The organism is Klebsiella sp. CN_Kp104 (genome assembly GCF_040064515.1).
Taxonomy (GTDB): Bacteria; Pseudomonadota; Gammaproteobacteria; order Enterobacterales; family Enterobacteriaceae; genus Klebsiella; species Klebsiella aerogenes.
The window spans coordinates 18,168-41,816 of sequence record NZ_JBEAII010000007.1; the positions used below are offsets into that span (position 1 = coordinate 18,168).

The following is a 23,649-nucleotide window of genomic DNA, read 5'->3' on the forward strand; positions in this document are numbered from 1 at the left end:
CAGCCCGGTAAGCGTTAGCGCCTCCGGGCTCATTATTTTTAGAAGGTACTCACCGTGCTCAACAAACTTTCTCGTCTGCTGGACGAAGCGGGTATTTCGCTCACCGATCACCAGAAAAATCAGCTGGTGGCGTATGTCGGGCTGCTGGATAAGTGGAACAAAGCCTATAACCTGACCTCTGTTCGCGATCCTAACGAGATGCTGGTTCGCCATATCCTCGATAGCATTATCGTTGCGCCATATCTACAGGGCTCCCGCTTTATCGATGTGGGAACCGGTCCGGGCCTGCCGGGTATTCCGCTGGCTATCGTGCGCCCGGAATCTCATTTCACATTACTGGATAGCCTTGGCAAGCGTGTGCGCTTCCTGCGCCAGGTCCAGCATGAGCTAAAACTGGATAACATCACCCCCGTGCAGAGCCGTGTGGAAGCGTTTCCCGCCGAGCCGCCGTTTGATGGCGTCATTAGCCGCGCTTTTGCCTCGCTGAACGACATGGTTAGCTGGTGCCACCACCTGCCGGCGGCAGATGGGCATTTCTACGCGTTGAAAGGGCAGGCGCAGGAAAGTGAAATGGCAGACCTGCCAGAAGGTTACCAGGTTTGCGACGTGATTAAACTGCATGTACCCCAGTTGGAAGGGGAGAGACATTTGGTGGTCATTAAGCCAAACGCCTTATAATTTTTATCAAAAAATGTGGAAAAAATGTGGCCTGCGCATGTTACAAAAATCAAAGTTACCTGCGGGTATTATCTGGCCACTTTTAACCTTGTTTTTACTATGGCTTTTCTAGTGTTTAACTTTAGCGTGGTGGTTTACTGGCAGAATAGTCAACTTTGAAAATATCAGGGTGCTAAAAATCGATGAACTGTCAGTTCATATTGATGTTAAATTTTTATTATAAATGTCAATAAAAGGTTTTTATTGTATGTGGGGTTGTTTTACAAAAAGACCTCACTTTTTATCTTGAATATCAAAAAGATGAAAACTTACTGATTCTGTACAGATTTAATTCGATTGCGCCGAAAATGTTTATTATGTGATCTGATGCACGCTTTAATGGCCGCGTTTTCTCATTATTTGCACTTCTGGTTGATCCCTCACTGATTGACGAAATGCATGAAAAATTGCCGCTCAGAAAATAATTAAACATTTATTCACTATTTTGCTACTTAATGTTTGAAATCACGTGTTGTCACCGTATAATTTGTCCGCTTTTTGACGCTTGACTCTTGGTCTTAAAGAACGTTTTATACGACACGCGGCATACCTCGAAGGGAGCAGGAGTAAAAACGTGATGTCTATGTCGCTCGTGAGTCGAAACGTTGCTCGAAAGCTTCTGTTTATTCAGTTACTGGCAGTAATAGCAAGTGGACTGCTGTTCAGCCTCAAAGACCCCTTCTGGGGCATCTCCGCCATATGCGGAGGTTTGGCAGTCGTTTTGCCAAACGCGTTGTTTATGATTTTTGCCTGGCGCCATCAGGCGCATACACCAGCTCAAGGCCGAGTGGCCTGGACCTTCGCCTTCGGTGAAGCATTCAAGGTGTTGCTGACCTTCGCCCTACTGGCGATGGCGCTGGCGGTTTTTGAAGTGGTATTTTTGCCGCTGATAGTGACGTGGGTTTTGGTGCTGGTGGTACAAATTCTGGCTCCAGCTGTAATTAACAACAAAGGGTAAAAGGCATCATGGCTTCAGAAAATATGACGCCGCAGGATTACATAGGACACCATCTGAATAACCTTCAGTTGGACCTACGTACATTCTCGCTGGTGGATCCGCACAACCCCCCAGCCACCTTCTGGACGCTCAATATTGACTCCATGTTTTTCTCGGTGGTTCTCGGTCTGCTGTTCCTTGCCATGTTCCGTAGCGTTGCTAAGAGAGCGACCAGCGGCGTACCAGGGAAATTCCAAACCTTCATCGAAATGATCATCGGCTTCGTCCATGGCAGCGTCAAAGACATGTACCATGGCAAGAGCAAGGTCATCGCGCCGCTGGCGCTTACCGTGTTCGTCTGGGTATTCCTGATGAACCTGATGGACCTGCTGCCAATCGACCTGATTCCTTATATCGGCGAACACATTTTCGGCCTGCCTGCACTGCGCGTGGTTCCGTCTGCTGACGTGAACATCACCCTGTCAATGGCGCTTGGCGTGTTCATCCTGATTATTTTCTACAGCATCAAAATGAAAGGCGTTGGTGGGTTCGTTAAAGAACTGACCATGCAGCCGTTCAATCACTGGGCGTTCATTCCTGTCAACTTAATCCTTGAAGGGGTAAGCCTGCTGTCCAAACCGGTTTCTCTCGGTCTGCGACTGTTCGGCAACATGTATGCCGGTGAGCTGATTTTCATTCTGATTGCTGGTCTGTTGCCGTGGTGGTCACAGTGGATTCTGAATGTGCCTTGGGCCATTTTCCACATCCTGATTATTACGCTGCAAGCCTTCATCTTCATGGTTCTGACGATTGTCTATCTGTCGATGGCATCCGAAGAGCATTGATTTTTACCAACACTACTACGTTTTAACTGAAACAAACTGGAGACTGTCATGGAAAACCTGAATATGGATCTGCTGTACATGGCTGCCGCTGTGATGATGGGTCTGGCGGCAATCGGTGCTGCGATCGGTATCGGCATCCTCGGGGGTAAATTCCTGGAAGGCGCAGCGCGTCAACCGGATCTGATTCCTCTGCTGCGTACTCAGTTCTTTATCGTTATGGGTCTGGTGGATGCTATCCCGATGATCGCTGTAGGTCTGGGTCTGTACGTGATGTTTGCTGTCGCGTAGTAAGTTGTTCGAAAGAAACCTAAGCCACAGAGTTAATTTAAGAGGTATTGTGCTGTGAACATGAACGCAACAATCCTCGGCCAGGCCATCGCGTTTGTTATCTTCGTATGGTTCTGCATGAAGTACGTATGGCCGCCGTTAATGGCTGCCATCGAAAAGCGCCAGAAAGAAATTTCTGACGGTTTAGCTTCTGCAGAACGCGCTAAGAAAGATTTGGACCTTGCACAGGCCAACGCGACCGACCAGCTGAAAAAAGCGAAAGCGGAAGCCCAGGTAATCATCGAGCAAGCGAACAAGCGTCGCTCTCAGATTCTGGACGAAGCTAAAGCTGAAGCAGAACAGGAACGCACCAAAATCGTCGCACAGGCGCAGGCTGAAATCGATGCCGAACGTAAACGTGCTCGCGAAGAACTGCGTAAGCAGGTTGCTATCCTGGCTGTTGCTGGCGCCGAGAAGATCATCGAACGTTCCGTGGATGAAGCTGCTAACAGCGACATCGTGGATAAACTTGTCGCTGAACTGTAAGGAGGGAGGGGCTGATGTCTGAATTTGTAACGGTAGCTCGCCCCTACGCCAAAGCAGCTTTTGACTTTGCCGTCGAACACAAAAGTGTTGAGCGCTGGCAGGATATGCTGGCGTTTGCCGCTGAAGTGACTAAAAACGAACAAATGGCAGAGCTTCTCTCCGGTGCCCTGGCGCCGGAAACGCTCTCAGATGCGTTTATCGCTATCTGCGGCGAGCAACTTGACGAAAACGGTCAGAACCTGATTCGGGTGATGGCTGAAAATGGTCGTCTGAAGGTGCTCCCGGATGTTCTTGAGCAGTTCATTCACCTGCGTGCGGCCAGCGAGGCCATCGCAGAGGTAGATGTTATTTCTGCCAACCAACTGAGTGAAGAACAGCTTGCGAAGATCTCCGGCGCGATGGAAAAGCGTCTGTCACGCAAAGTTAAGCTGAATTGCAAAATCGATAAGTCTGTTATGGCAGGAGTTATCATCCGCTCGGGTGATATGGTCATTGATGGTAGCGTACGCGGCCGTCTTGATCGCCTGGCAGACGTCTTGCAGTCTTAAGGGGACTGGAGCATGCAACTGAATTCCACCGAAATCAGCGAACTGATCAAGCAGCGCATTGCTCAGTTCAATGTTGTGAGTGAAGCTCACAACGAAGGTACTATTGTTTCTGTAAGTGACGGTGTTATCCGCATCCACGGCCTGGCCGATTGTATGCAGGGTGAAATGATTTCCCTGCCGGGTAACCGTTACGCTATCGCACTGAACCTGGAGCGCGACTCCGTTGGTGCGGTTGTGATGGGTCCGTATGCTGACCTCGCCGAAGGCATGAAGGTTAAGTGTACTGGCCGTATTCTGGAAGTTCCGGTCGGTCGTGGTCTGTTAGGCCGCGTAGTGAACACCCTGGGTGCGCCAATTGACGGTAAAGGTCCTGTTGAGCACGATGGTTTCTCGCCAATCGAAGTTATCGCTCCGGGCGTTATCGATCGTCAATCCGTAGACCAGCCGGTACAGACCGGTTACAAATCTGTTGATGCCATGATTCCAATCGGCCGTGGCCAGCGTGAGCTGATCATCGGTGACCGTCAGACCGGTAAAACCGCGATGGCAATCGATGCGATCATCAACCAGCGTGATTCCGGCATCAAATGCGTATACGTAGCTATCGGCCAGAAAGCGTCCACCATCTCTAACGTGGTGCGTAAACTGGAAGAGCACGGCGCGCTGTCCAACACTATCGTTGTTGTGGCGACCGCTTCTGAATCTGCTGCGCTGCAATACCTGGCGCCGTATGCCGGTTGCGCAATGGGCGAATACTTCCGCGACCGCGGTGAAGATGCGCTGATCGTTTACGATGACCTGTCTAAACAGGCTGTTGCTTACCGTCAGGTTTCCCTGCTGCTCCGTCGTCCGCCAGGACGTGAAGCATTCCCGGGCGACGTGTTCTACCTCCACTCCCGTCTGCTGGAGCGCGCATCCCGCGTTAACGCGGAATACGTTGAGAAGTTCACCAATGGTGAAGTTAAAGGTAAAACCGGCTCCCTGACTGCGCTGCCGATTATCGAGACGCAAGCGGGTGACGTTTCCGCATTCGTTCCGACCAACGTAATTTCCATTACCGATGGTCAGATCTTCCTGGAAACCAACTTGTTCAACTCCGGTATTCGTCCGGCGGTTAACCCGGGTATCTCCGTATCCCGTGTTGGTGGTGCTGCTCAGACCAAGATCATCAAGAAACTGTCCGGTGGTATCCGTACCGCGCTGGCGCAGTATCGTGAACTGGCTGCGTTCTCTCAGTTCGCATCCGATCTGGACGAAGCGACTCGTAAGCAGCTGAGCCACGGTCAGAAAGTGACCGAACTGCTGAAACAGAAACAGTATGCACCTATGTCTGTAGCACAGCAGGGCCTGGTACTGTTCGCTGCTGAACGCGGTTACCTCGAAGATGTGGAACTGGCGAAAATCGGTAGCTTCGAAGCCGCTCTGCTGGCTTACGTTGACCGTGACCACGCTCCGCTGATGCAAGAGATTAACCAGACCGGTGGCTATAACGACGAGATCGAAGGCAAGCTGAAAGGCATCCTCGACTCCTTCAAAGCAACCCAGTCCTGGTAAAGTCTGGCGGCTTGCCTTAGGGCAGGCCGCAAGGCATTGAGGAGAAGCTCATGGCCGGCGCAAAAGAGATACGTAGTAAGATCGCAAGCGTCCAGAACACGCAAAAGATCACCAAAGCGATGGAGATGGTCGCCGCCTCCAAAATGCGTAAAACGCAGGATCGCATGGCGGCCAGCCGTCCATATGCAGATACTATGCGCAAAGTGATTGGTCACCTTGCGAACGGTAATCTGGAATATAAGCACCCGTACCTGGAAGAACGCGACGTTAAACGCGTGGGCTACCTGGTGGTGTCGACCGACCGTGGTCTGTGCGGTGGCTTGAACATTAACCTGTTCAAAAAACTGCTGGCGGATATGAAAGCATGGTCCGATAAAGGCGTTCAGTGCGACCTCGCAATGATCGGCTCTAAAGGCGTGTCTTTCTTTAACTCCGTGGGCGGCAATATTGTGGCCCAGGTGACCGGTATGGGTGATAACCCGTCCCTGTCCGAACTGATCGGCCCGGTAAAAGTGATGTTGCAGGCCTACGATGAAGGCCGTCTGGACAAGCTTTACGTTGTCAGCAACAAATTTATTAACACCATGTCTCAGGCTCCGACCATCACTCAGCTGCTGCCGTTACCGGCTTCAGAAGATGATGATCTGAAACGTAAGTCCTGGGATTACCTGTATGAGCCCGATCCGAAAGCGCTGCTGGATACCCTCCTGCGTCGTTATGTGGAGTCTCAGGTTTATCAGGGCGTGGTAGAAAACCTGGCCAGCGAGCAGGCCGCCCGTATGGTGGCGATGAAAGCCGCGACCGATAATGGCGGCAGCCTGATTAAAGAGCTGCAGTTGGTATACAACAAAGCTCGTCAGGCCAGCATTACTCAGGAACTCACCGAGATCGTCTCGGGGGCCGCCGCGGTTTAACCAGGTTATTTCGTAGAGGATTTAAGATGGCTACTGGAAAGATTGTCCAGGTAATCGGCGCCGTGGTCGACGTCGAGTTCCCTCAGGATGCCGTACCACGCGTGTACGATGCCCTTGAGGTACAGAATGGTAATGAGAGCCTGGTGCTGGAAGTTCAGCAGCAGCTCGGCGGTGGCGTAGTTCGTGCTATCGCCATGGGTTCTTCCGACGGTCTGCGTCGTGGTCTGGAAGTTAAAGACCTTGAGCACCCGATCGAAGTCCCGGTAGGTAAAGCGACTCTGGGCCGTATCATGAACGTCCTGGGTCAGCCGATCGACATGAAAGGCGACATCGGCGAAGAAGAACGTTGGGCTATCCACCGCGCGGCGCCTTCCTATGAAGAGCTGTCCAGCTCTCAGGAACTGCTGGAAACCGGCATCAAAGTTATCGACCTGATGTGTCCGTTCGCTAAGGGCGGTAAAGTTGGTCTGTTCGGTGGTGCGGGCGTAGGTAAAACCGTAAACATGATGGAGCTGATCCGTAACATCGCGATCGAGCACTCCGGTTACTCCGTGTTTGCGGGCGTAGGTGAGCGTACTCGTGAGGGTAACGACTTCTACCACGAAATGACCGACTCCAACGTTCTGGATAAAGTATCCCTGGTTTACGGCCAGATGAACGAGCCGCCGGGAAACCGTCTGCGCGTTGCGCTGACCGGCCTGACCATGGCTGAGAAATTCCGTGACGAAGGTCGTGACGTTCTGCTGTTCGTCGATAACATCTATCGTTACACCCTGGCCGGTACTGAAGTATCTGCACTGCTGGGCCGTATGCCTTCAGCGGTAGGTTATCAGCCGACTCTGGCGGAAGAGATGGGCGTTCTGCAGGAACGTATCACCTCCACCAAAACCGGTTCTATCACCTCCGTTCAGGCGGTATACGTACCTGCGGATGACTTGACTGACCCATCCCCAGCAACCACCTTTGCGCACCTTGACGCAACCGTGGTACTGAGCCGTCAGATCGCGTCTCTGGGTATCTACCCGGCCGTTGACCCGCTGGATTCCACCAGCCGTCAGCTGGATCCGCTGGTTGTTGGTCAGGAACACTACGACACCGCGCGTGGCGTACAGTCCCTGCTGCAGCGTTATCAGGAACTGAAAGACATCATCGCCATCCTGGGTATGGATGAACTGTCTGAAGAAGATAAACTGGTGGTAGCTCGCGCTCGTAAGATCCAGCGCTTCCTGTCCCAGCCGTTCTTCGTAGCTGAAGTATTTACCGGTTCCCCGGGCAAATACGTTTCGCTGAAAGACACCATCCGTGGCTTTAAAGGCATCATGGAAGGCGAATACGATCACCTGCCGGAGCAGGCGTTCTACATGGTCGGTTCCATCGAAGAAGCCGTGGAAAAAGCCAAAAAACTTTAACGCCTTAATCGGAGGGTGATATGGCAATGACTTACCACCTGGATGTCGTCAGCGCAGAGAAACAGATGTTCTCTGGCCTGGTCGAGAAAATCCAGGTAACGGGTAGCGAAGGTGAGCTGGGTATTTTCCCGGGTCACGCGCCGCTGCTCACCGCCATTAAGCCTGGTATGATTCGCATCGTTAAACAGTTCGGTCACGAAGAGTTTATCTATCTGTCCGGCGGCATTCTTGAAGTGCAACCGGGCAACGTGATCGTTCTGGCCGATACGGCAATTCGTGGTCAGGATCTCGACGAAGCGCGAGCCCTGGAAGCGAAACGTAAAGCGGAAGAGCATATCAAGAGCTCTCACGGCGACGTGGATTACGCTCAGGCGTCCGCGGAACTGGCCAAAGCGATCGCTAAACTGCGCGTTATCGAATTGACCAAAAAAGCGATGTAACACCGGCTTGAAAGCTAAAAGCCAGTCTGGAAACAGACTGGCTTTTTTATATTCTGTGATTTGTCAGACTATGTTTTAGAAGTCTACGTAATTCTTACCCCAGCTACCGCTATTTTGTTCACCTTTGAATACAGCAGGGCCGTTCATAGTAAGCTCCAGACGGTTATCTTTTTGTCGGGACAACCATGGGGTGGCTTCACTCTTCGGCTTAGAGGTTACCCCTGACGGGCGTAGTTCTATAGCATCCTGATCTATTTCAATCAAACCGATAACATACGTGTAAATACAGCTACTCAAGAAACCTTTCTTTTTAGTGAAATCGAACGAACACTCCACTACCCGATCACCATATTCCATACGCATTTTCGGCTTTAATGATGCGACGGATACTGCGCCGTTACTCACCGCTGAATAGACACTACATACTAAAGCTACTTTTCCGCCAGCCAGTCGGGAGATCTCCGGGTTTATTTCTACCTTTTCTACACCCGGAGCTGAAAGACTCGCGCTAACAACATCACCAGTATGATAAACCCAGGGTTTTTTATTAAAGGCGCCTGATTTATCAGGTGCCTGTATGAGAGACATATTGCCATCAGGCCACAGAATACCTACCCGTAAATCCAGGTCATCATTATCACGCCCATCGCCGTTATCTATCCAGGTGGCGCTAATTGTAATTTTTTTCGGTGCATCCGTTCCTTTAATTAGGGAAATACGGTGCCTGTCTTCAGGTTTCTCCATAGATATCAAAGCATTATCAGTTGTGTTTTTTTCTGCGGATGTTGTCGCAGGCATTGGAGTATCCTCTACCTCAACACCATACATGTTGCAAAGCCCGACCAGGCCGGAGGCAAAACCCTGCCACACGGAACGGGCCTTAAATTGGTCATTACGTACATATAATTCCAGAACTATAATTCCGGTCTCCTGATTAAATGAACCAGGAGCTAACTCCAGTGTCTGTTCACCCGCTTTTATTTTCGCACGCAGCTCTTTAACTTCTGAAAATCCTCCTGCGCTTCCGTCTTGAGTCAAAGCGATGGCTATTTTTGTAATTCCGACTGGTAATTTTGATAAATCAAAATGAATGCTATGGGACATGACATTATTTTTTGATTCAGGTTGTATAAAAGTAGCAGCACCAGAAGAATGCTTTTGAGCATTAAAAAATACCATGTCGCTATCATCCACTGTCTTGCCAGATGCTGTCAGCAGAAAAGCGGTAAGATTGATATCAAGCCCATTGCCAGTACGGTGGGAGATGGTTACCTGTCCAGTTGATGCGTTTAAAGACGAGTTTTCACCAGGGTTGAGAGATTTTTTCATTATCAATTGTCCTTAATTTATTGTGTTATTATTTTTGAGTTTACGCTTTTTGTTTTTATCTGGCTTTTATTTATTTGGTTTATGTTTTTTTTGTTTTCATTTTATATATTTATCAAATAATCAATTCTTTAAGATGAGAGGACTATGCTAATAAAATATTAGGGTTAAAAATATAGGCTCCTGTCTGGAGCATAAACAGTGCAGTTCCCCCTTAATTGTTATTGATTAGTTAAATGATGAAGCGTAGACTGTTTTTTGTGATGCAAATCACAAAAAACACTGTCAAACCGCACCTGCAATCTGGAAATCATCATGAAACTGTTCCACAAAATCATCGCCAAATTTAGCGCCCTGAGCTTCTGATCGCCGCGCTACCGTCCTGCTTTCACGCACTATCGCTCATCAAAACGACAACACATGCGATGTGAAACAACGGAAAAGAGGTCACCCGAGGGTGGCCTCTTTGCTTTTTATGCCTCTCTTTAACCACTTTCCAGCCCAAACTCATTGACCTTTCCCGCCCGGGACAGGCTAAAATTCTGTCAGGTTATAAACTTACGGTTTATCAGCGACAACGGTAAACTCTGCTTTATTCAGGTGACAAAAAAACAGCAAAAGCAGTGAGATAGAAGGCCATTCCCCTCACTATCATCGTTTTTCAGCGTTAAACTGTTTTACGATGGTTAAAAATAGCGCCCTAAAATGGTGTATAGCATTGAGCCTGGACGTTTTCTCCGCGTCTCGTTTCATGATGAAAAATATGTAGCAATTTCAACGTGAAAGGCTTTTACTTTTCGTTCTAACAGCTGTCAGGATGCGTATGTCAAACAGTGCGATGAGCGTGGTTATCCTTGCCGCAGGCAAAGGGACCCGCATGTATTCCGATCTTCCTAAGGTGCTGCATACTCTGGCCGGGAAGCCAATGGTTCAGCACGTCATTGATGCGGCTAAAGATTTAGGCGCTGCCGCGGTACACCTGGTGTACGGCCACGGCGGCGATCTGCTGCGTCAAACGTTGCATGAAGATAACCTCAACTGGGTGCTGCAAGCAGAGCAGCTCGGTACCGGCCATGCGATGCAGCAGGCGGCGCCGTTCTTCAATGATGATGAAGATATCTTGATGCTCTATGGCGATGTGCCGCTGATTTCGGTTGAAACGCTACAGCGCCTGCGCGCCGCAAAACCGCGGGGCGGTATCGGCCTGTTGACGGTGAAGCTGGATGATCCAACCGGTTATGGGCGCATCACGCGAGAAAATGGCCAGGTGACAGGTATCGTTGAGCATAAAGACGCCAGCGAAGCGCAGCGCCAGATTCAGGAAATCAATACCGGGATTCTGGTTGCTAACGGCGCGGACCTGAAACGCTGGCTGGCGAAGCTCACTAACAATAACGCCCAGGGCGAATACTACATCACCGATATTATCGCGATGGCCCATCAGGAAGGTCATGAGATCGTTGCGGTGCATCCTCAGCGCCTGAGCGAAGTTGAAGGGGTGAACAATCGCCTGCAACTTGCGCGTCTGGAACGAGTGTATCAGTCAGAGCAGGCGGAAAAACTGCTGTTGGCGGGCGTGATGCTGCGCGATCCGGCGCGTTTCGATCTGCGCGGCGTGCTGAAACACGGGCGCGATGTCGAAATTGATACTAACGTTATTCTGCAAGGTCATGTCGTGCTGGGCGATCGCGTGAAGATCGGCGCCGGCTGCGTCATCAAAGACAGCGTCATCGGTGATGACTGCGAAATCAGCCCGTATAGCGTGGTTGAAGATGCGCAACTGCAGGCTGCCTGCACCATCGGCCCGTTTGCGCGTCTGCGTCCGGGGGCTGAACTGCTGGAAGGCGCTCACGTCGGCAACTTTGTCGAAATGAAGAAAGCGCGTCTGGGCAAAGGTTCGAAGGCAGGACACCTCTCCTACCTCGGCGATGCTGAAATTGGCGACAACGTTAATATCGGCGCGGGTACCATTACCTGTAACTATGATGGCGCAAATAAGCATAAAACGATCATCGGCGATGATGTGTTTGTCGGTTCTGATACGCAACTGGTCGCGCCGGTCAGCGTCGGTAATGGCGTGACGATTGCCGCGGGCACCACCGTCACGCGTAATATAGCTGACAACGAACTGGTGCTAAGTCGCGTGCCGCAGGTCCACAAACAGGGCTGGCAGCGTCCGGTGAAGAAAAAGTAGTGATTAGATTGTCGCCGGGTGAGAGATCGCCCGGCGAACCAGGATGAGAGGATCAATATAGGTCCCCTTCCGCAAGCAGTACCATAAAAATAACCCCACTCTCTACAAGGCTCGGGGCGCCCGTAAAGGGCAAATACAGGTCAGCGACAACGCATGGCATATCGCCATTATCAGGAAATTTAACTATGTGTGGAATTGTTGGCGCAGTCGCGCAGCGTGATATTGCTGAAATCCTTCTCGAAGGTTTACGTCGTCTGGAATACCGTGGCTATGACTCTGCCGGTCTGGCTGTGGTCGATAACGAAGGTCATATGACCCGCGTTCGTCGTCTCGGTAAAGTTCAGATGCTGGCTCAGGCGGTAGAAGAGCAACCGTTACACGGCGGTACCGGGATTGCCCATACCCGCTGGGCGACGCACGGTGAGCCGTCTGAGAGCAATGCGCATCCGCATGTTTCTGAACACATTGCGGTGGTCCATAACGGGATCATCGAGAACCATGAGCCGCTGCGTGCCCTGCTGCAGTCTCGCGGCTATGTCTTCGTCTCTGAGACCGATACCGAAGTTATCGCGCATCTGGTGCACTGGGAGCTGGAACAGGGCGGCACTTTGCGTGAAGCCGTGCTGCGCGCAATCCCGCAGCTGCGCGGCGCCTATGGTACGGTGATCATGGATACCCGCGATCCGGGGACGCTGCTGGCGGCACGTTCAGGCAGCCCGCTGGTCATTGGCCTGGGCGTGGGCGAAAACTTTATCGCTTCTGACCAGCTGGCGCTGCTGCCGGTGACCCGCCGCTTTATCTTCCTCGAAGAGGGCGATATTGCCGAAGTTACCCGTCGTACGGTGGTGATTTTCGATAAATCCGGCGCGGAAGTGAATCGCCAGGAGATCGAATCTAATCTGCAGTATGACGCCGGTGATAAGGGGATTTATCGCCACTATATGCAGAAAGAGATTTACGAGCAGCCGAACGCGATTAAGAACACCCTGACCGGGCGCATCAGCCATGGCGAGGTCGATCTCAGCGAGCTGGGGCCGAATGCCAACGCGCTGCTGTCGCAGGTTGAGCATATCCAGATTGTTGCCTGCGGAACCTCGTATAACTCCGGGATGGTCTCCCGTTACTGGTTCGAAGCGTTAGCCGGCGTGCCGTGCGATGTCGAAATTGCTTCGGAATTCCGCTACCGCAAATCCGCGGTGCGCCGCAACAGCCTGATGATCACCCTCTCCCAGTCCGGTGAGACGGCGGATACCCTGGCGGCGCTGCGCCTCTCTAAAGAGCTTGGCTATCTTGGTTCGTTGGCCATCTGCAACGTTCCGGGCTCTTCGCTGGTGCGCGAGTCTGACCTGGCGTTGATGACCAAAGCCGGTACCGAAATCGGCGTGGCATCGACCAAAGCCTTTACCACTCAGTTGACCGTGCTGTTGATGCTGGTGGCGAAACTGGCGCGTCTCAAGGGCCAGGATGCGGCTATCGAGCAGGATATCGTGCATGGCCTGCAGGCGCTGCCGAACCGTATCGAGCAGATGCTGTCGCAGGATAAGCGCATCGAACAGCTGGCGGAACGTTTCTCCGATAAGCATCACGCGCTGTTCCTTGGCCGCGGCGATCAGTACCCGATCGCGCTGGAAGGGGCGCTGAAGCTGAAAGAGATCTCCTACATTCATGCTGAAGCTTATGCGGCGGGCGAGCTGAAACACGGCCCGCTGGCGCTGATTGATGCCGAAATGCCGGTCATCGTTGTGGCGCCGAACAACGAACTGTTGGAAAAACTGAAATCCAATATTGAAGAAGTTCGCGCCCGCGGCGGTGAACTGTACGTCTTCGCCGATGGAGACGCCGGTTTCAGCGGCAGCGACAACATGCACATCATCGAGATGCCACATGTCGAAGAGGTGATTGCGCCGATCTTCTACACCGTGCCGCTACAGCTGCTGGCTTATCACGTTGCGCTGATCAAAGGCACCGACGTTGACCAGCCGCGTAACCTGGCGAAATCGGTGACCGTAGAGTAATCAGGCTGTACGGACCGACACTCTTGTGAGTGACGCTATAATCCGGTATTTCTGCAAAGGGATACCGGATTTTTATATCAGCTATCAGCGGTTGATTGTGTGTTTGCGGATAGCGTTACCGCCATTGCTTATAAAAAAACCATCTTTTTAGGAGTGAGTTGCCCAACATCTCAACGTTGCCAGATGATTTTACGCTATCCATAATCATGTAATAAAAGCCAAATCTTCCTGTCATATGACCAAAAGATAAAATCGTAATCCATTGATATAATTTATTTTATTTTGGCTTGTCTTACTTTGCCCTGGCATGTCATAAAACTGTCATAATTCGTACATTTTACTGTCACCTGTTTGTCCTATTTTGCTCACCATAGCTTCGAAACAACGGTTTACGAATCCCAGCAGGAGACATTATGAACGTTATGCGTACCACCGTCGCAACAGTTGTCGCCGCGACCTTATCGATGAGCGCTTTCTCTGCTTTCGCAGCAGCAAGCCTGACTGGCGCAGGTGCAACTTTCCCTGCTCCGGTGTATGCCAAATGGGCTGATACCTATCAGAAAGAAACGGGCAATAAAGTTAACTACCAGGGTATCGGTTCCTCTGGCGGCGTTAAACAGATTATTGCCAACACCGTGGATTTCGGTGCTTCTGATGCTCCTCTGGCTGATGACAAACTGGCGCAGGAAGGCCTGTTCCAGTTCCCGACCGTCATCGGCGGTGTGGTGCTGGCGGTTAACCTGCCGGGCGTTAAATCCGGCGAGCTGGTGCTGGATGGTAAAACCCTCGGCGACATCTATCTGGGCAAAATCAAAAAATGGGATGACGAAGCGATCGCTAAACTCAACCCTGGCCTGAAGCTGCCGGCTCAGAACATCGCCGTGGTTCGCCGCGCGGATGGTTCCGGTACTTCCTTCGTCTTCACCAGCTATCTGGCGAAAGTGAACGAAGAGTGGAAATCTAAAATTGGCGCAGGCTCTACCGTAAACTGGCCAACCGGCCTGGGCGGTAAAGGCAACGACGGGATCGCGGCCTTCGTTCAGCGTCTGCCGGGCGCTATCGGCTACGTCGAGTATGCTTACGCTAAGCAGAATAACCTGGCCTACACCAAACTGCTGTCCGCTGACGGCAAGCCGGTCAGCCCGACGGAAGATAACTTCGCTAATGCGGCGAAAGGTATCGACTGGAGCAAGTCCTTCGCTCAGGACCTGACTAACCAGAAAGGTGAAAATGCATGGCCGATCACCTCAACCACTTTCATCCTCGTCCACAAGGCTTCCAATAAGCCGGAGAATACCGCGGAAGTGCTGAAGTTCTTCGATTGGGCATACAAAAACGGCGGCAAAGAAGCGAATGCGCTGGATTACGCCAGCCTGCCGGACAGCGTGGTTGAGCAGGTTCGCGCCGCATGGAAAACCAACGTGAAAGACAGCAGCGGTAAAGCGCTGTACTAATACCCGCGGAATGTCGAGCTGCCGGCTAGCTTCCAGCAGCTCGAATTATTTCGGGTATAGCATTACCTTTGCCCGTAAGCTCAGTAAAATGCTGGCTTTTTGGGCCCGAACTTAAAGAGTAACCTATGGCTGCAACCAAGCCGGCATTCAACCCTCCGGGGAAAAAGGGTGACATGATCTTCAGCGCGCTGGTGAAACTGGCTGCGCTGATTGTGCTATTGATGCTGGGTGGCATCATCGTTTCCCTCATCATCTCTTCATGGCCAAGTATTCAGAAATTTGGCTTTTCCTTTTTGTGGACCAAAGAGTGGGATGCGCCGAATGAAATCTTCGGTGCGCTGGTACCAATTTACGGGACTCTGGTTACCTCAATTATCGCGTTGTTGATCGCCGTTCCGGTGAGCTTCGGCATCGCGCTGTTCCTGACTGAACTCTCCCCGGCCTGGCTAAAACGCCCGCTGGGTATCGCTATTGAGCTGCTGGCGGCAATCCCGAGTATCGTATACGGCATGTGGGGCCTGTTTATTTTTGCCCCGCTGTTTGCGACTTACTTCCAGGAACCAGTCGGCAACGTCCTTTCGACGATCCCGTTTGTCGGCGCGCTGTTTGCCGGCCCGGCGTTCGGTATCGGCATCCTGGCGGCCGGCGTCATTCTGGCCATCATGATCATTCCTTATATCGCCGCCGTAATGCGTGACGTCTTCGAGCAGACGCCGGTGATGATGAAAGAGTCCGCATATGGGATCGGCTGCACCACGTGGGAGGTGATTTGGCGCATCGTGCTGCCGTTCACCAAAAACGGGGTGATTGGCGGCGTCATGCTCGGCCTGGGCCGCGCGCTGGGTGAAACCATGGCCGTCACCTTTATTATCGGTAACACCTATCAACTCGACAGCGCTTCGCTGTATATGCCGGGCAACAGTATTACCTCGGCGCTGGCCAATGAATTCGCGGAAGCGGAAAGCGGCCTGCACGTAGCGGCGCTGATGGAACTGGGTCTGATCCTGTTCGTTATCACCTTTATCGTTCTGGCCGCGTCGAAGTTCATGATTATGCGTCTCGCTAAGAACGAGGGGGCACGCTAATGGCAACGATCGAATTGCAAACCACCGCCGCGCTGGCGGAATCCCGTCGCAAGATGCAGGCTAAGCGCCGCCTGAAGAACCGTATCGCTCTGACCCTGTCGATGGCGACCATGGCATTCGGCCTCTTCTGGCTTATCTGGATCCTGATGTCGACCATTACGCGTGGCATCGACGGCATGAGTCTGACGCTGTTTACCGAAATGACGCCGCCGCCGAATACCGCGGGCGGCGGTCTGGCGAACGCCCTGGCGGGCAGCGGCCTGCTGATCCTGTGGGCGACCGTCTTTGGTACGCCGCTGGGTATCATGGCCGGTATCTATCTGGCGGAGTACGGCAGAAAGTCGGTACTGGCGGAAATCATCCGCTTTATTAACGATATTCTGCTTTCCGCGCCATCTATCGTCGTGGGGCTGTTCGTCTACACCATCGTGGTGGCGCAGATGCAGCACTTCTCCGGCTGGGCGGGCGTTATCGCGCTGGCGCTGCTGCAGGTGCCAATCGTGATTCGTACCACTGAAAACATGCTGAAGCTGGTGCCGGATAGCCTGCGTGAAGCCGCCTATGCGCTGGGGACGCCGAAGTGGAAGATGATTTCCGCGATCACCCTTAAGGCGTCGGTATCCGGCATTATGACCGGTATCCTGCTGGCCATTGCCCGTATCGCCGGGGAGACGGCGCCGCTGCTGTTCACCGCGCTCTCCAACCAGTTCTGGAGCACCGATATGATGCAGCCGATCGCCAACCTGCCGGTGACCATTTTTAAATTTGCCATGAGTCCGTTCGCGGAATGGCAGCAACTGGCATGGGCCGGGGTATTGATTATCACCCTGTGCGTCTTGCTGCTGAATATTCTGGCGCGCGTTGTCTTCGCGAAGAAGAAACACGGTTAATTTTGCGGCGCGGCCTAAGCGGCGCCGAATGAGGAAGAGATTGAGATGAGTATGGTGAACGCGAATCCGGGTAAAATTTCAGTTCGTGACCTGAACTTCTACTACGGCAAATTCCATGCCCTGAAGAACATCAACCTGGATATCGCTAAGAACCAGGTGACGGCGTTTATCGGCCCGTCAGGCTGCGGTAAATCCACTCTGCTGCGTACGTTCAACAAGATGTTTGAGCTGTACCCGGAGCAGCGTGCGGAAGGCGAAATTCTGCTGGATGGCGACAATATTCTCACCAATACCCAGGATATCGCGCTGCTGCGCGCGAAGGTGGGGATGGTATTCCAGAAGCCGACGCCGTTCCCGATGTCTATCTACGACAACATCGCCTTCGGCGTGCGCCTGTTCGAGAAGCTGTCGCGTGCCGATATGGACGAGCGCGTACAGTGGGCGTTGACCAAAGCCGCATTATGGAATGAAACCAAAGATAAACTGCACCAGAGCGGGTATTCTCTCTCCGGTGGTCAGCAGCAGCGTCTGTGTATCGCCCGCGGTATCGCGATTCGCCCGGAAGTGCTGTTGCTTGATGAACCTTGCTCAGCGCTGGACCCGATCTCCACCGGGCGCATCGAGGAACTTATCACCGAGCTGAAGCAGGATTACACCGTCGTTATCGTTACCCACAACATGCAGCAGGCTGCGCGTTGTTCCGACCATACGGCATTTATGTATCTTGGCGAGCTGATTGAATTCAGCAACACGGACGATCTGTTTACCAAGCCCGCTAAGAAGCAAACTGAAGATTATATTACTGGCCGCTACGGTTGATTGCCCTTCTGCTTTCAGGTGCTAACCCGATGGGCAATCAGGAGACATCATGGATAACTTAAATCTTAATAAACATATTTCCGGCCAGTTCAACGCAGAACTGGAGTACATTCGCACCCAGGTAATGACCATGGGTGGGCTGGTGGAGCAACAGCTTTCTGATGCGATCACCGCGATGCACAATCAGGACAGCGATCTGGCGAAGCGCGTAATCGATGGCGATAAGCAGGTCAATATGATGGAAGTGGCGATCGACGAGGCCTGCGTGCGCATCATCGCTAAACGTCAGCCGACCGCCAGCGACCTGCGGCTGGTGATGGCGATCATCAAGACTATCGCCGAGCTGGAACGTATTGGCGACGTGGCGGATAAAATCTGCCGTACCGCGCTGGAGAAGTTTTCCCAGCAGCACCAGCCGCTGCTGGTGAGCCTGGAGTCGCTAGGCCGCCATACCGTACAGATGCTGCATGATGTGCTGGATGCCTTTGCGCGGATGGATCTTGATGAAGCGGTACGTATCTATCGCGAAGACAAGAAAGTCGATCAGGAATATGAAGGCATCGTGCGTCAACTGATGACCTATATGATGGAAGATTCACGTACTATTCCTAGCGTTCTGACCGCGCTGTTCTGCGCGCGCTCCATCGAGCGTATCGGCGATCGCTGCCAGAATATCTGCGAATATATTTTCTACTTCGTTAAAGGCCAGGATTTCCGTCACGTAGGCGGCGACGAACTGGATAAACTACTCGCGGGTAAAGATCCGAAAGAGTAAAAATCATGGTGGCCGATTCTGGTAAAGGAAATTATCAGAATCGACTATGATTTTGCGCATCTCTGAAATATTGCTGCGATTATCGTCACAATTAATACTCTGGCTATTTGAGTTTTAAATTTTCTCGCGTAACAATCCTTCTCACTGACTGAGCGCTGAAGCTCAGATGGTTAAAATGGATTGTTACTGCGACAGCAGGCAAAACCTGATATTGCCCCAGACGGCGATGTCAGGTTTTTTTGTTTTAGACGCTGAATGGTTTGCTGATAAGGGTTGCTACCGCAATGAGCGGGCAAAACCTGAAGAGGATTATCTGTTAATGCAGATGGTCTCCTTCAGGTTTTTTTTTGCCACTTATTCGGCATGAAAATAAAAGCTGCAGTTACGTGGAATGGTATTAATGCAGTTTATTAAAAACATAACGCTATTTATTCGTTACGTGTTTCATTTACGCCAATGCTTATATAAGGGATTATTATGATTAGAAGAAATATGATCGCTTCGGCGATGGTTTTGCTGGCGCCGCTTTGTTATTCAACAAATCTTATTGCCGGACAGCTTACGGTTGAACAACGATTGGAGCTTCTGGAAAAAGCGCTTCAGGACACGCAAAAAGAACTCAAGAAATATCAGGATCAGGAGAAAAAAAGAAACCAGGTTTGGGCCGCCTGGTCGCAACCGGTAAATAGCCAGAAGAGCCAGAGTGCGAAAGCGCCTACGGCGACCCAAGCGGCCGTTAAGCCAGACGCGGTACTGGTCAAAAATGAACAGCCGGCGCAGGGCGGTGAGCCAGCCTATAGCGCCATGACGCTGAAAGATTTTAGTAAATTCGTGAAAGATGAAATTGGCTTTAGCTATAACGGCTATTACCGTTCTGGCTGGGGAACTGCCTCGCACGGCTCGCCAAAATCGTGGGCCATCGGCTCGCTTGGCCGTTTGGGTAACGAGTATTCCGGCTGGTTTGATTTACAGCTTAAACAGCGTGTTTTTCAGGAAGGCGACAAACGTGTGGACGCCATCGTGATGCTCGATGGCAACGTGGGTCAGCAATATTCTGCCGGCTGGTTTGGCGACAACGCCGGCGGCGAAAACTACCTTCAGTTCTCGGATATGTACGTCAACACCAAAGGCTTTTTGCCGTTTGCCCCGGAAGCGGATTTTTGGGTCGGTAAGCACGGTGCGCCGAAAATCGAGATCCAGATGCTGGACTGGAAAACACAAAGAACCGATGCGGCAGCTGGCGTAGGGCTTGAAAACTGGAAAGTGGGCGCCGGTAAATTTGATATCGCGCTGGTGCGCGAAGATATTGATGATTACGACCGCTCTTTGACTAATAAGCAGCAAATTAATACCAATACCCTGGATGTGCGTTACAAAGATATTCCGCTGTGGGACAAAGCCTCGCTGATGGTCAGCGGGCGCTATGTCGCCGCCAATCAAAGCTCATCAGAGAAATATAAAGAGGGGAATGAAGGTTACTACCAATGGAAAGATACCTGGATGGTGGGAACTTCGTTAACGCAGAAATTTGATAACGGCGGCTTTAACGAGTTCTCATTATTACTGGCGAATAACTCCATCGCCAGCAGCTTCTCGCGCTATGCCGGTTCGAGCCCGTATACCACCAATAATGGGCGCTATTATGGCGATCATACCAACGGCACCGCCGTGCGCTTAACCTCGCAGGGGGAAACCTATTTGCGTGATGATGTCATTATGGCGAATGCGATCGTCTACTCATTTGGTAATGACGTCTATAGCTACGAAACCGGCGCCCATTCAGATTTTGAATCTATTCGCGCCGTGGTTCGCCCGGCATATATCTGGAATAAATATAATCAGACCGGCGTTGAATTGGGCTACTTCAAACAGCAGAACAAAGATGTGACGGGCAAGAAATATAACGAATCCGGTTATAAGACCACCTTATTCCATACCTTCAAAGTTAATACCAGTATGCTGACCTCGCGCCCGGAAATCCGTTTTTATGCGACTTATATTAAAGCCGAAGATATCGACCTGGATAAGGCCGCTAACAATACCACCGCGGTTTTTGAAGATGGCAAGAACGACCAATTCGCACTCGGCGCGCAGGCCGAAATTTGGTGGTAAGGCCGCAAGCGCCTGCTCATAAAAACGTAAAAGGAATCAAGATGAAACGACATGCAATCTACTTCACCCTGGCGCTGGCTGGCGCCACATTTACGGCGCACGCCGCACCGCTGCCGACGATGCCTGATGCCGCCATTCCTGTCAGCCAATATATTACTCAGGTGAATACGGATAACAGTGTGACTTTCCGGTTATTTGCCCCCGATGCCAGGCGTGTTTCCGTCGTCACGGGGTCGACGCCGGATACCTTTGTCTCTCATGACATGACCAAAGATACCCAGGGCGTATGGACGTGGAAGAGCGATCGCCTGGCCGCCAATCTTTATGAGTACTACTTCGACGTGGACGGTTTTCGTTCTGTCGATACCGGCAGCCGTTATCAGAAGCCGCAGCGCCAGGTGAATACCAGCCTGATCCTGGTGCCCGGCAGCATTCTTGACGAACGGGCAGTCCCGCACGGCGATCTGCGTACCGTCACCTACCATTCGACGGCGCTTAAGTCAGAACGCCGCGTCTATGTCTGGACGCCACCGGGCTATAACGGCAGCGGCGAGCCTTTGCCGGTGCTCTACTTCTACCACGGTTTTGGCGATAGCGGTCTGTCGGCCATCGACCAGGGGCGCATCCCGCAAATGATGGATAACCTGCTGGCGGAGGGCAAAATCAAGCCGATGCTGGTGGTGGTGCCGGATACCGAAACCGATATTCCTCAAGCGATCGCGGAAAACTTCCCGCCGCAGGAGCGGCGTAAAAACTTCTATCCACTCAATGCGAAAGCCGCAGACAACGAATTGATGCACGACATCATTCCGCTGATCGATTCCCGATTTAACGTGCGTAAAGATGCCGACGGCCGGGCGCTGGCAGGGCTGTCGCAGGGCGGTTACCAGGCGCTGGTGTCCGGGATGAACCATCTTGAGAGCTTCGGGTGGCTTGCCACCTTTAGCGGGGTTACGACAACCACGGTTCCCGATGCTGGCGTGGAGGCGCAGCTGAATAACCCTGACGCCATCAATAAGCAACTGCGTAACTTTACGCTGGTGGTTGGCGAAAAAGACTCCGTCACTGGCAAAGATATTGCCGGCCTGAAAAGCGAACTGGAAAAGCAGAAGATCAAATTTGATTACCACTCTTATCCTGGCCTGAATCATGAAATGGACGTCTGGCGTCCGGCCTATGCCGAGTTTGTGCAAAAGCTCTTTAAATAACCGTCAGGGGGCATGGCGCCCCCTGTCTCAACCAGTAAAGGAAGATGAGATGAAATTGATTGTGACGGAAGATTATGAAGAGATGAGCCTGGTCGCCTGCCATCATCTTTTAGGCTATATCACGGTGCCGCGACGGATGAATCTGGCGGTGACGGCGGGGAGTACGCCGAAGCGTATGTATGAGCATTTGGTGGCCGCCATCAAAGGGAAATCATTCTATGATCGGGTTCACTATTACAACTTTGATGAGATACCTTTTCGCGGCCAGCAGCGTGAAGGAGTGACGATTTCCAACCTGCGTCAGCTATTTTTTACTCCAGCGCAGATCAAAGAAGAGAACATCCATAAATTGACGCTGGAGAACGCGGCTCAACACGATCGCCGCCTCGAAGAGGCCGGCGGTCTTGACTTGGTCGTGCTGGGGCTGGGCGCCGACGGCCATTTTTGCGGCAACCTGCCGAACACTACACGTTTTCATGATGAGACGGTCGAAGTACCGATTCTGGGGGAGCTGATTGGCATTGTCGCGAACGGCGAAATGGGGGGCGATTTCAATGTGGTGCCGGATAGCTATGTCACCATGGGGCCGAAAAGCGTGATGGCGGCAAAAAACCTGCTGCTGATTGTCAGCGGCGCGGCAAAGGCGCAAGCGCTAAAGCAGGTGGTGGAAGGCCCGGTCAGCGAACTGGTGCCGGCCTCTGTACTCAAGTTGCACCCTTCGTTGGTGATTATTGCGGATAAAGCGGCTGCGGCGGAATTGCAGCACTAAAAAGCCGCTGGCCAGCGGGGCTACCGTTGTGACCAACCGTAGCCCGACCGAGCGTAGTGACGTCGGGTCTTAACGAGTAATATCCCAGCCACGCGCTCTCCACAATGCCGGCAGCTCAGCTAAATCGGTAAAGGTCGTTACTTTCGGATGATCGATCGGTTGGTTGTGCGGGTCGGCGCAGAAGTAAAAGACTTCCATACCCGCGGCAATTCCTGATTGGGCTCCCGCGCTGGAATCATCGACCAGAATACAGTTTTCGACTTGTACCTGCATGGCCTCTGCCGCATGGAACATCAGCGCCGGGTCGGGTTTCCAGCGCTGAATGTCGTAACCGCTGTACAGCCGGTCTGGGAAGTGGTGCAGCATCTGCGTTCTACCGAGCGAATGCTGCATTTTACTGACCGGGCCATTCGACACCACGCACATGGGGATTTTCACCGCGTCCAGCAGCGCAGCGGCGCCGGGGATGATCTCCAGCTCGCTATCGAACAGACGGGCGACTTCGGCGCGATACACCGGCTCCAGAGTCTCTTTCTGCAGGTTAACGCCATATTCAGCGTTGATGGTGTCGATAATCTCGTACAGCTTAACGCCCTTGAAGCGCTTAAAAATTTCGGCTAAATCCAGCGTAATACCGAATTCCTGAAACATGTGAACATAGGCGCGTGAGCAAATCACCTCGCTATCGACCAGCGTGCCGTCACAATCGAAAAATACTGCTTGTGGTTGGGTCATACTCTTTCCAGTTTAACAAGTTTAACGTTTTCGTAATGCTCAATGCCGCGACGCAATCGTTGCCGTATAAGCAAAATAAATGAAAAAAAT

23 protein-coding genes are annotated in these 23,649 nt (G+C 52.0%); 21 read left to right on the forward strand and 2 right to left on the reverse strand.

All coding sequences use genetic code 11. From position 1 onward, the window contains the following. The first annotated feature begins 54 nt into the window (after positions 1-54). The 10 genes from rsmG to ABLU80_RS10055 all read left to right on the forward strand — a co-directional run bounded on the left by rsmG (position 55) and on the right by ABLU80_RS10055 (position 8,177). Entirely contained in the window at positions 55-678 is a 624-nt protein-coding gene (gene rsmG, locus ABLU80_RS10010) for a 16S rRNA (guanine(527)-N(7))-methyltransferase RsmG (protein ID WP_015369001.1), read from the forward strand. A gap of 616 nt (positions 679-1,294) precedes the next feature. Further along, the gene (atpI, locus tag ABLU80_RS10015; RefSeq protein WP_015703918.1) at positions 1,295-1,675 is read left to right on the forward strand and encodes a F0F1 ATP synthase subunit I; all 381 of its coding nucleotides are present in this window, start codon (positions 1,295-1,297) and stop codon (positions 1,673-1,675) included. An 8-nt stretch (positions 1,676-1,683) separates the two neighbouring features. Then, positions 1,684-2,499, forward strand: a complete 816-nt coding sequence (atpB, locus tag ABLU80_RS10020) for a F0F1 ATP synthase subunit A (RefSeq protein ID WP_015369004.1) — start codon at positions 1,684-1,686, stop codon at positions 2,497-2,499. 48 nt (positions 2,500-2,547) lie between these two features. After that, entirely contained in the window at positions 2,548-2,787 is a 240-nt protein-coding gene (gene atpE, locus ABLU80_RS10025) for a F0F1 ATP synthase subunit C (protein WP_000429386.1), read from the forward strand. A 54-nt stretch (positions 2,788-2,841) separates the two neighbouring features. Continuing rightward, the gene (atpF, locus tag ABLU80_RS10030; protein WP_004107293.1) at positions 2,842-3,312 is read left to right on the forward strand and encodes a F0F1 ATP synthase subunit B; all 471 of its coding nucleotides are present in this window, start codon (positions 2,842-2,844) and stop codon (positions 3,310-3,312) included. Positions 3,313-3,326: 14 nt separating this feature from the next. Next, on the forward strand, positions 3,327-3,860 hold the full coding sequence (gene atpH, locus ABLU80_RS10035; RefSeq protein WP_015369005.1) for a F0F1 ATP synthase subunit delta: 534 nt from the start codon (positions 3,327-3,329) through the stop codon (positions 3,858-3,860). A 12-nt stretch (positions 3,861-3,872) separates the two neighbouring features. After that, the gene (atpA, locus tag ABLU80_RS10040) at positions 3,873-5,414 is read left to right on the forward strand and encodes a F0F1 ATP synthase subunit alpha (protein WP_015369006.1); all 1,542 of its coding nucleotides are present in this window, start codon (positions 3,873-3,875) and stop codon (positions 5,412-5,414) included. A 50-nt stretch (positions 5,415-5,464) separates the two neighbouring features. After that, positions 5,465-6,328: a F0F1 ATP synthase subunit gamma gene (gene atpG, locus ABLU80_RS10045; protein ID WP_015369007.1), complete on the forward strand. Its 864-nt coding sequence runs from the start codon at positions 5,465-5,467 to the stop codon at positions 6,326-6,328. 26 nt (positions 6,329-6,354) lie between these two features. After that, on the forward strand, positions 6,355-7,737 hold the full coding sequence (atpD, locus tag ABLU80_RS10050; RefSeq protein ID WP_015369008.1) for a F0F1 ATP synthase subunit beta: 1,383 nt from the start codon (positions 6,355-6,357) through the stop codon (positions 7,735-7,737). A gap of 20 nt (positions 7,738-7,757) precedes the next feature. Then, complete coding sequence (locus ABLU80_RS10055; RefSeq protein WP_015703917.1) at positions 7,758-8,177, forward strand: F0F1 ATP synthase subunit epsilon; 420 nt, start codon at positions 7,758-7,760, stop codon at positions 8,175-8,177. A gap of 75 nt (positions 8,178-8,252) precedes the next feature. On the opposite strand, the gene ABLU80_RS10060 is transcribed toward ABLU80_RS10055, so the two are convergent. Further along, positions 8,253-9,506, reverse strand: a complete 1,254-nt coding sequence (locus ABLU80_RS10060) for a TerD family protein (protein WP_348849941.1) — start codon at positions 9,504-9,506, stop codon at positions 8,253-8,255. An 820-nt stretch (positions 9,507-10,326) separates the two neighbouring features. Between ABLU80_RS10060 and glmU the strand changes: the two genes are divergently transcribed. The 11 genes from glmU to ABLU80_RS10115 all read left to right on the forward strand — a co-directional run bounded on the left by glmU (position 10,327) and on the right by ABLU80_RS10115 (position 22,824). Next, positions 10,327-11,697 (forward strand): bifunctional UDP-N-acetylglucosamine diphosphorylase/glucosamine-1-phosphate N-acetyltransferase GlmU, encoded by a 1,371-nt coding sequence (gene glmU, locus ABLU80_RS10065; protein ID WP_313769551.1) that lies wholly within the window; start codon positions 10,327-10,329, stop codon positions 11,695-11,697. Positions 11,698-11,882: 185 nt separating this feature from the next. Then, positions 11,883-13,712: a glutamine--fructose-6-phosphate transaminase (isomerizing) gene (glmS, locus tag ABLU80_RS10070; protein WP_015369011.1), complete on the forward strand. Its 1,830-nt coding sequence runs from the start codon at positions 11,883-11,885 to the stop codon at positions 13,710-13,712. A 413-nt stretch (positions 13,713-14,125) separates the two neighbouring features. Next, complete coding sequence (gene pstS / locus ABLU80_RS10075) at positions 14,126-15,166, forward strand: phosphate ABC transporter substrate-binding protein PstS (RefSeq protein WP_015369012.1); 1,041 nt, start codon at positions 14,126-14,128, stop codon at positions 15,164-15,166. Positions 15,167-15,291: 125 nt separating this feature from the next. Further along, the gene (gene pstC / locus ABLU80_RS10080) at positions 15,292-16,251 is read left to right on the forward strand and encodes a phosphate ABC transporter permease PstC (protein ID WP_015703914.1); all 960 of its coding nucleotides are present in this window, start codon (positions 15,292-15,294) and stop codon (positions 16,249-16,251) included. Then, entirely contained in the window at positions 16,251-17,141 is an 891-nt protein-coding gene (gene pstA, locus ABLU80_RS10085) for a phosphate ABC transporter permease PstA (protein ID WP_348849942.1), read from the forward strand. The genes pstC and pstA overlap by 1 nt, the downstream gene beginning before the upstream one ends. Before the next feature lie 45 nt (positions 17,142-17,186). Next, positions 17,187-17,960: a phosphate ABC transporter ATP-binding protein PstB gene (pstB, locus tag ABLU80_RS10090; protein ID WP_015369015.1), complete on the forward strand. Its 774-nt coding sequence runs from the start codon at positions 17,187-17,189 to the stop codon at positions 17,958-17,960. Between the two features lie 49 nt (positions 17,961-18,009). Next, complete coding sequence (gene phoU, locus ABLU80_RS10095) at positions 18,010-18,735, forward strand: phosphate signaling complex protein PhoU (protein WP_004145007.1); 726 nt, start codon at positions 18,010-18,012, stop codon at positions 18,733-18,735. Between the two features lie 166 nt (positions 18,736-18,901). Beyond that, the gene (locus ABLU80_RS10100) at positions 18,902-19,102 is read left to right on the forward strand and encodes a hypothetical protein (RefSeq protein WP_015703913.1); all 201 of its coding nucleotides are present in this window, start codon (positions 18,902-18,904) and stop codon (positions 19,100-19,102) included. 110 nt (positions 19,103-19,212) lie between these two features. Beyond that, a complete protein-coding gene (locus ABLU80_RS10105) occupies positions 19,213-20,847 on the forward strand; it encodes a carbohydrate porin (protein WP_045389020.1) in 1,635 nt (544 codons plus the stop codon). Between the two features lie 41 nt (positions 20,848-20,888). Beyond that, the gene (locus tag ABLU80_RS10110) at positions 20,889-22,055 is read left to right on the forward strand and encodes an alpha/beta hydrolase-fold protein (protein WP_110916282.1); all 1,167 of its coding nucleotides are present in this window, start codon (positions 20,889-20,891) and stop codon (positions 22,053-22,055) included. A gap of 49 nt (positions 22,056-22,104) precedes the next feature. After that, complete coding sequence (locus ABLU80_RS10115) at positions 22,105-22,824, forward strand: glucosamine-6-phosphate deaminase (RefSeq protein ID WP_348849943.1); 720 nt, start codon at positions 22,105-22,107, stop codon at positions 22,822-22,824. A 69-nt stretch (positions 22,825-22,893) separates the two neighbouring features. Here the strand turns inward: ABLU80_RS10115 and yieH are convergent, their stop codons facing one another. Beyond that, positions 22,894-23,559 carry a 6-phosphogluconate phosphatase gene (yieH, locus tag ABLU80_RS10120; RefSeq protein ID WP_015369020.1) on the reverse strand — a complete coding sequence of 222 codons (666 nt, stop codon included), beginning with the start codon at positions 23,557-23,559 and terminating at the stop codon, positions 22,894-22,896. Positions 23,560-23,649: the final 90 nt, after the last annotated feature.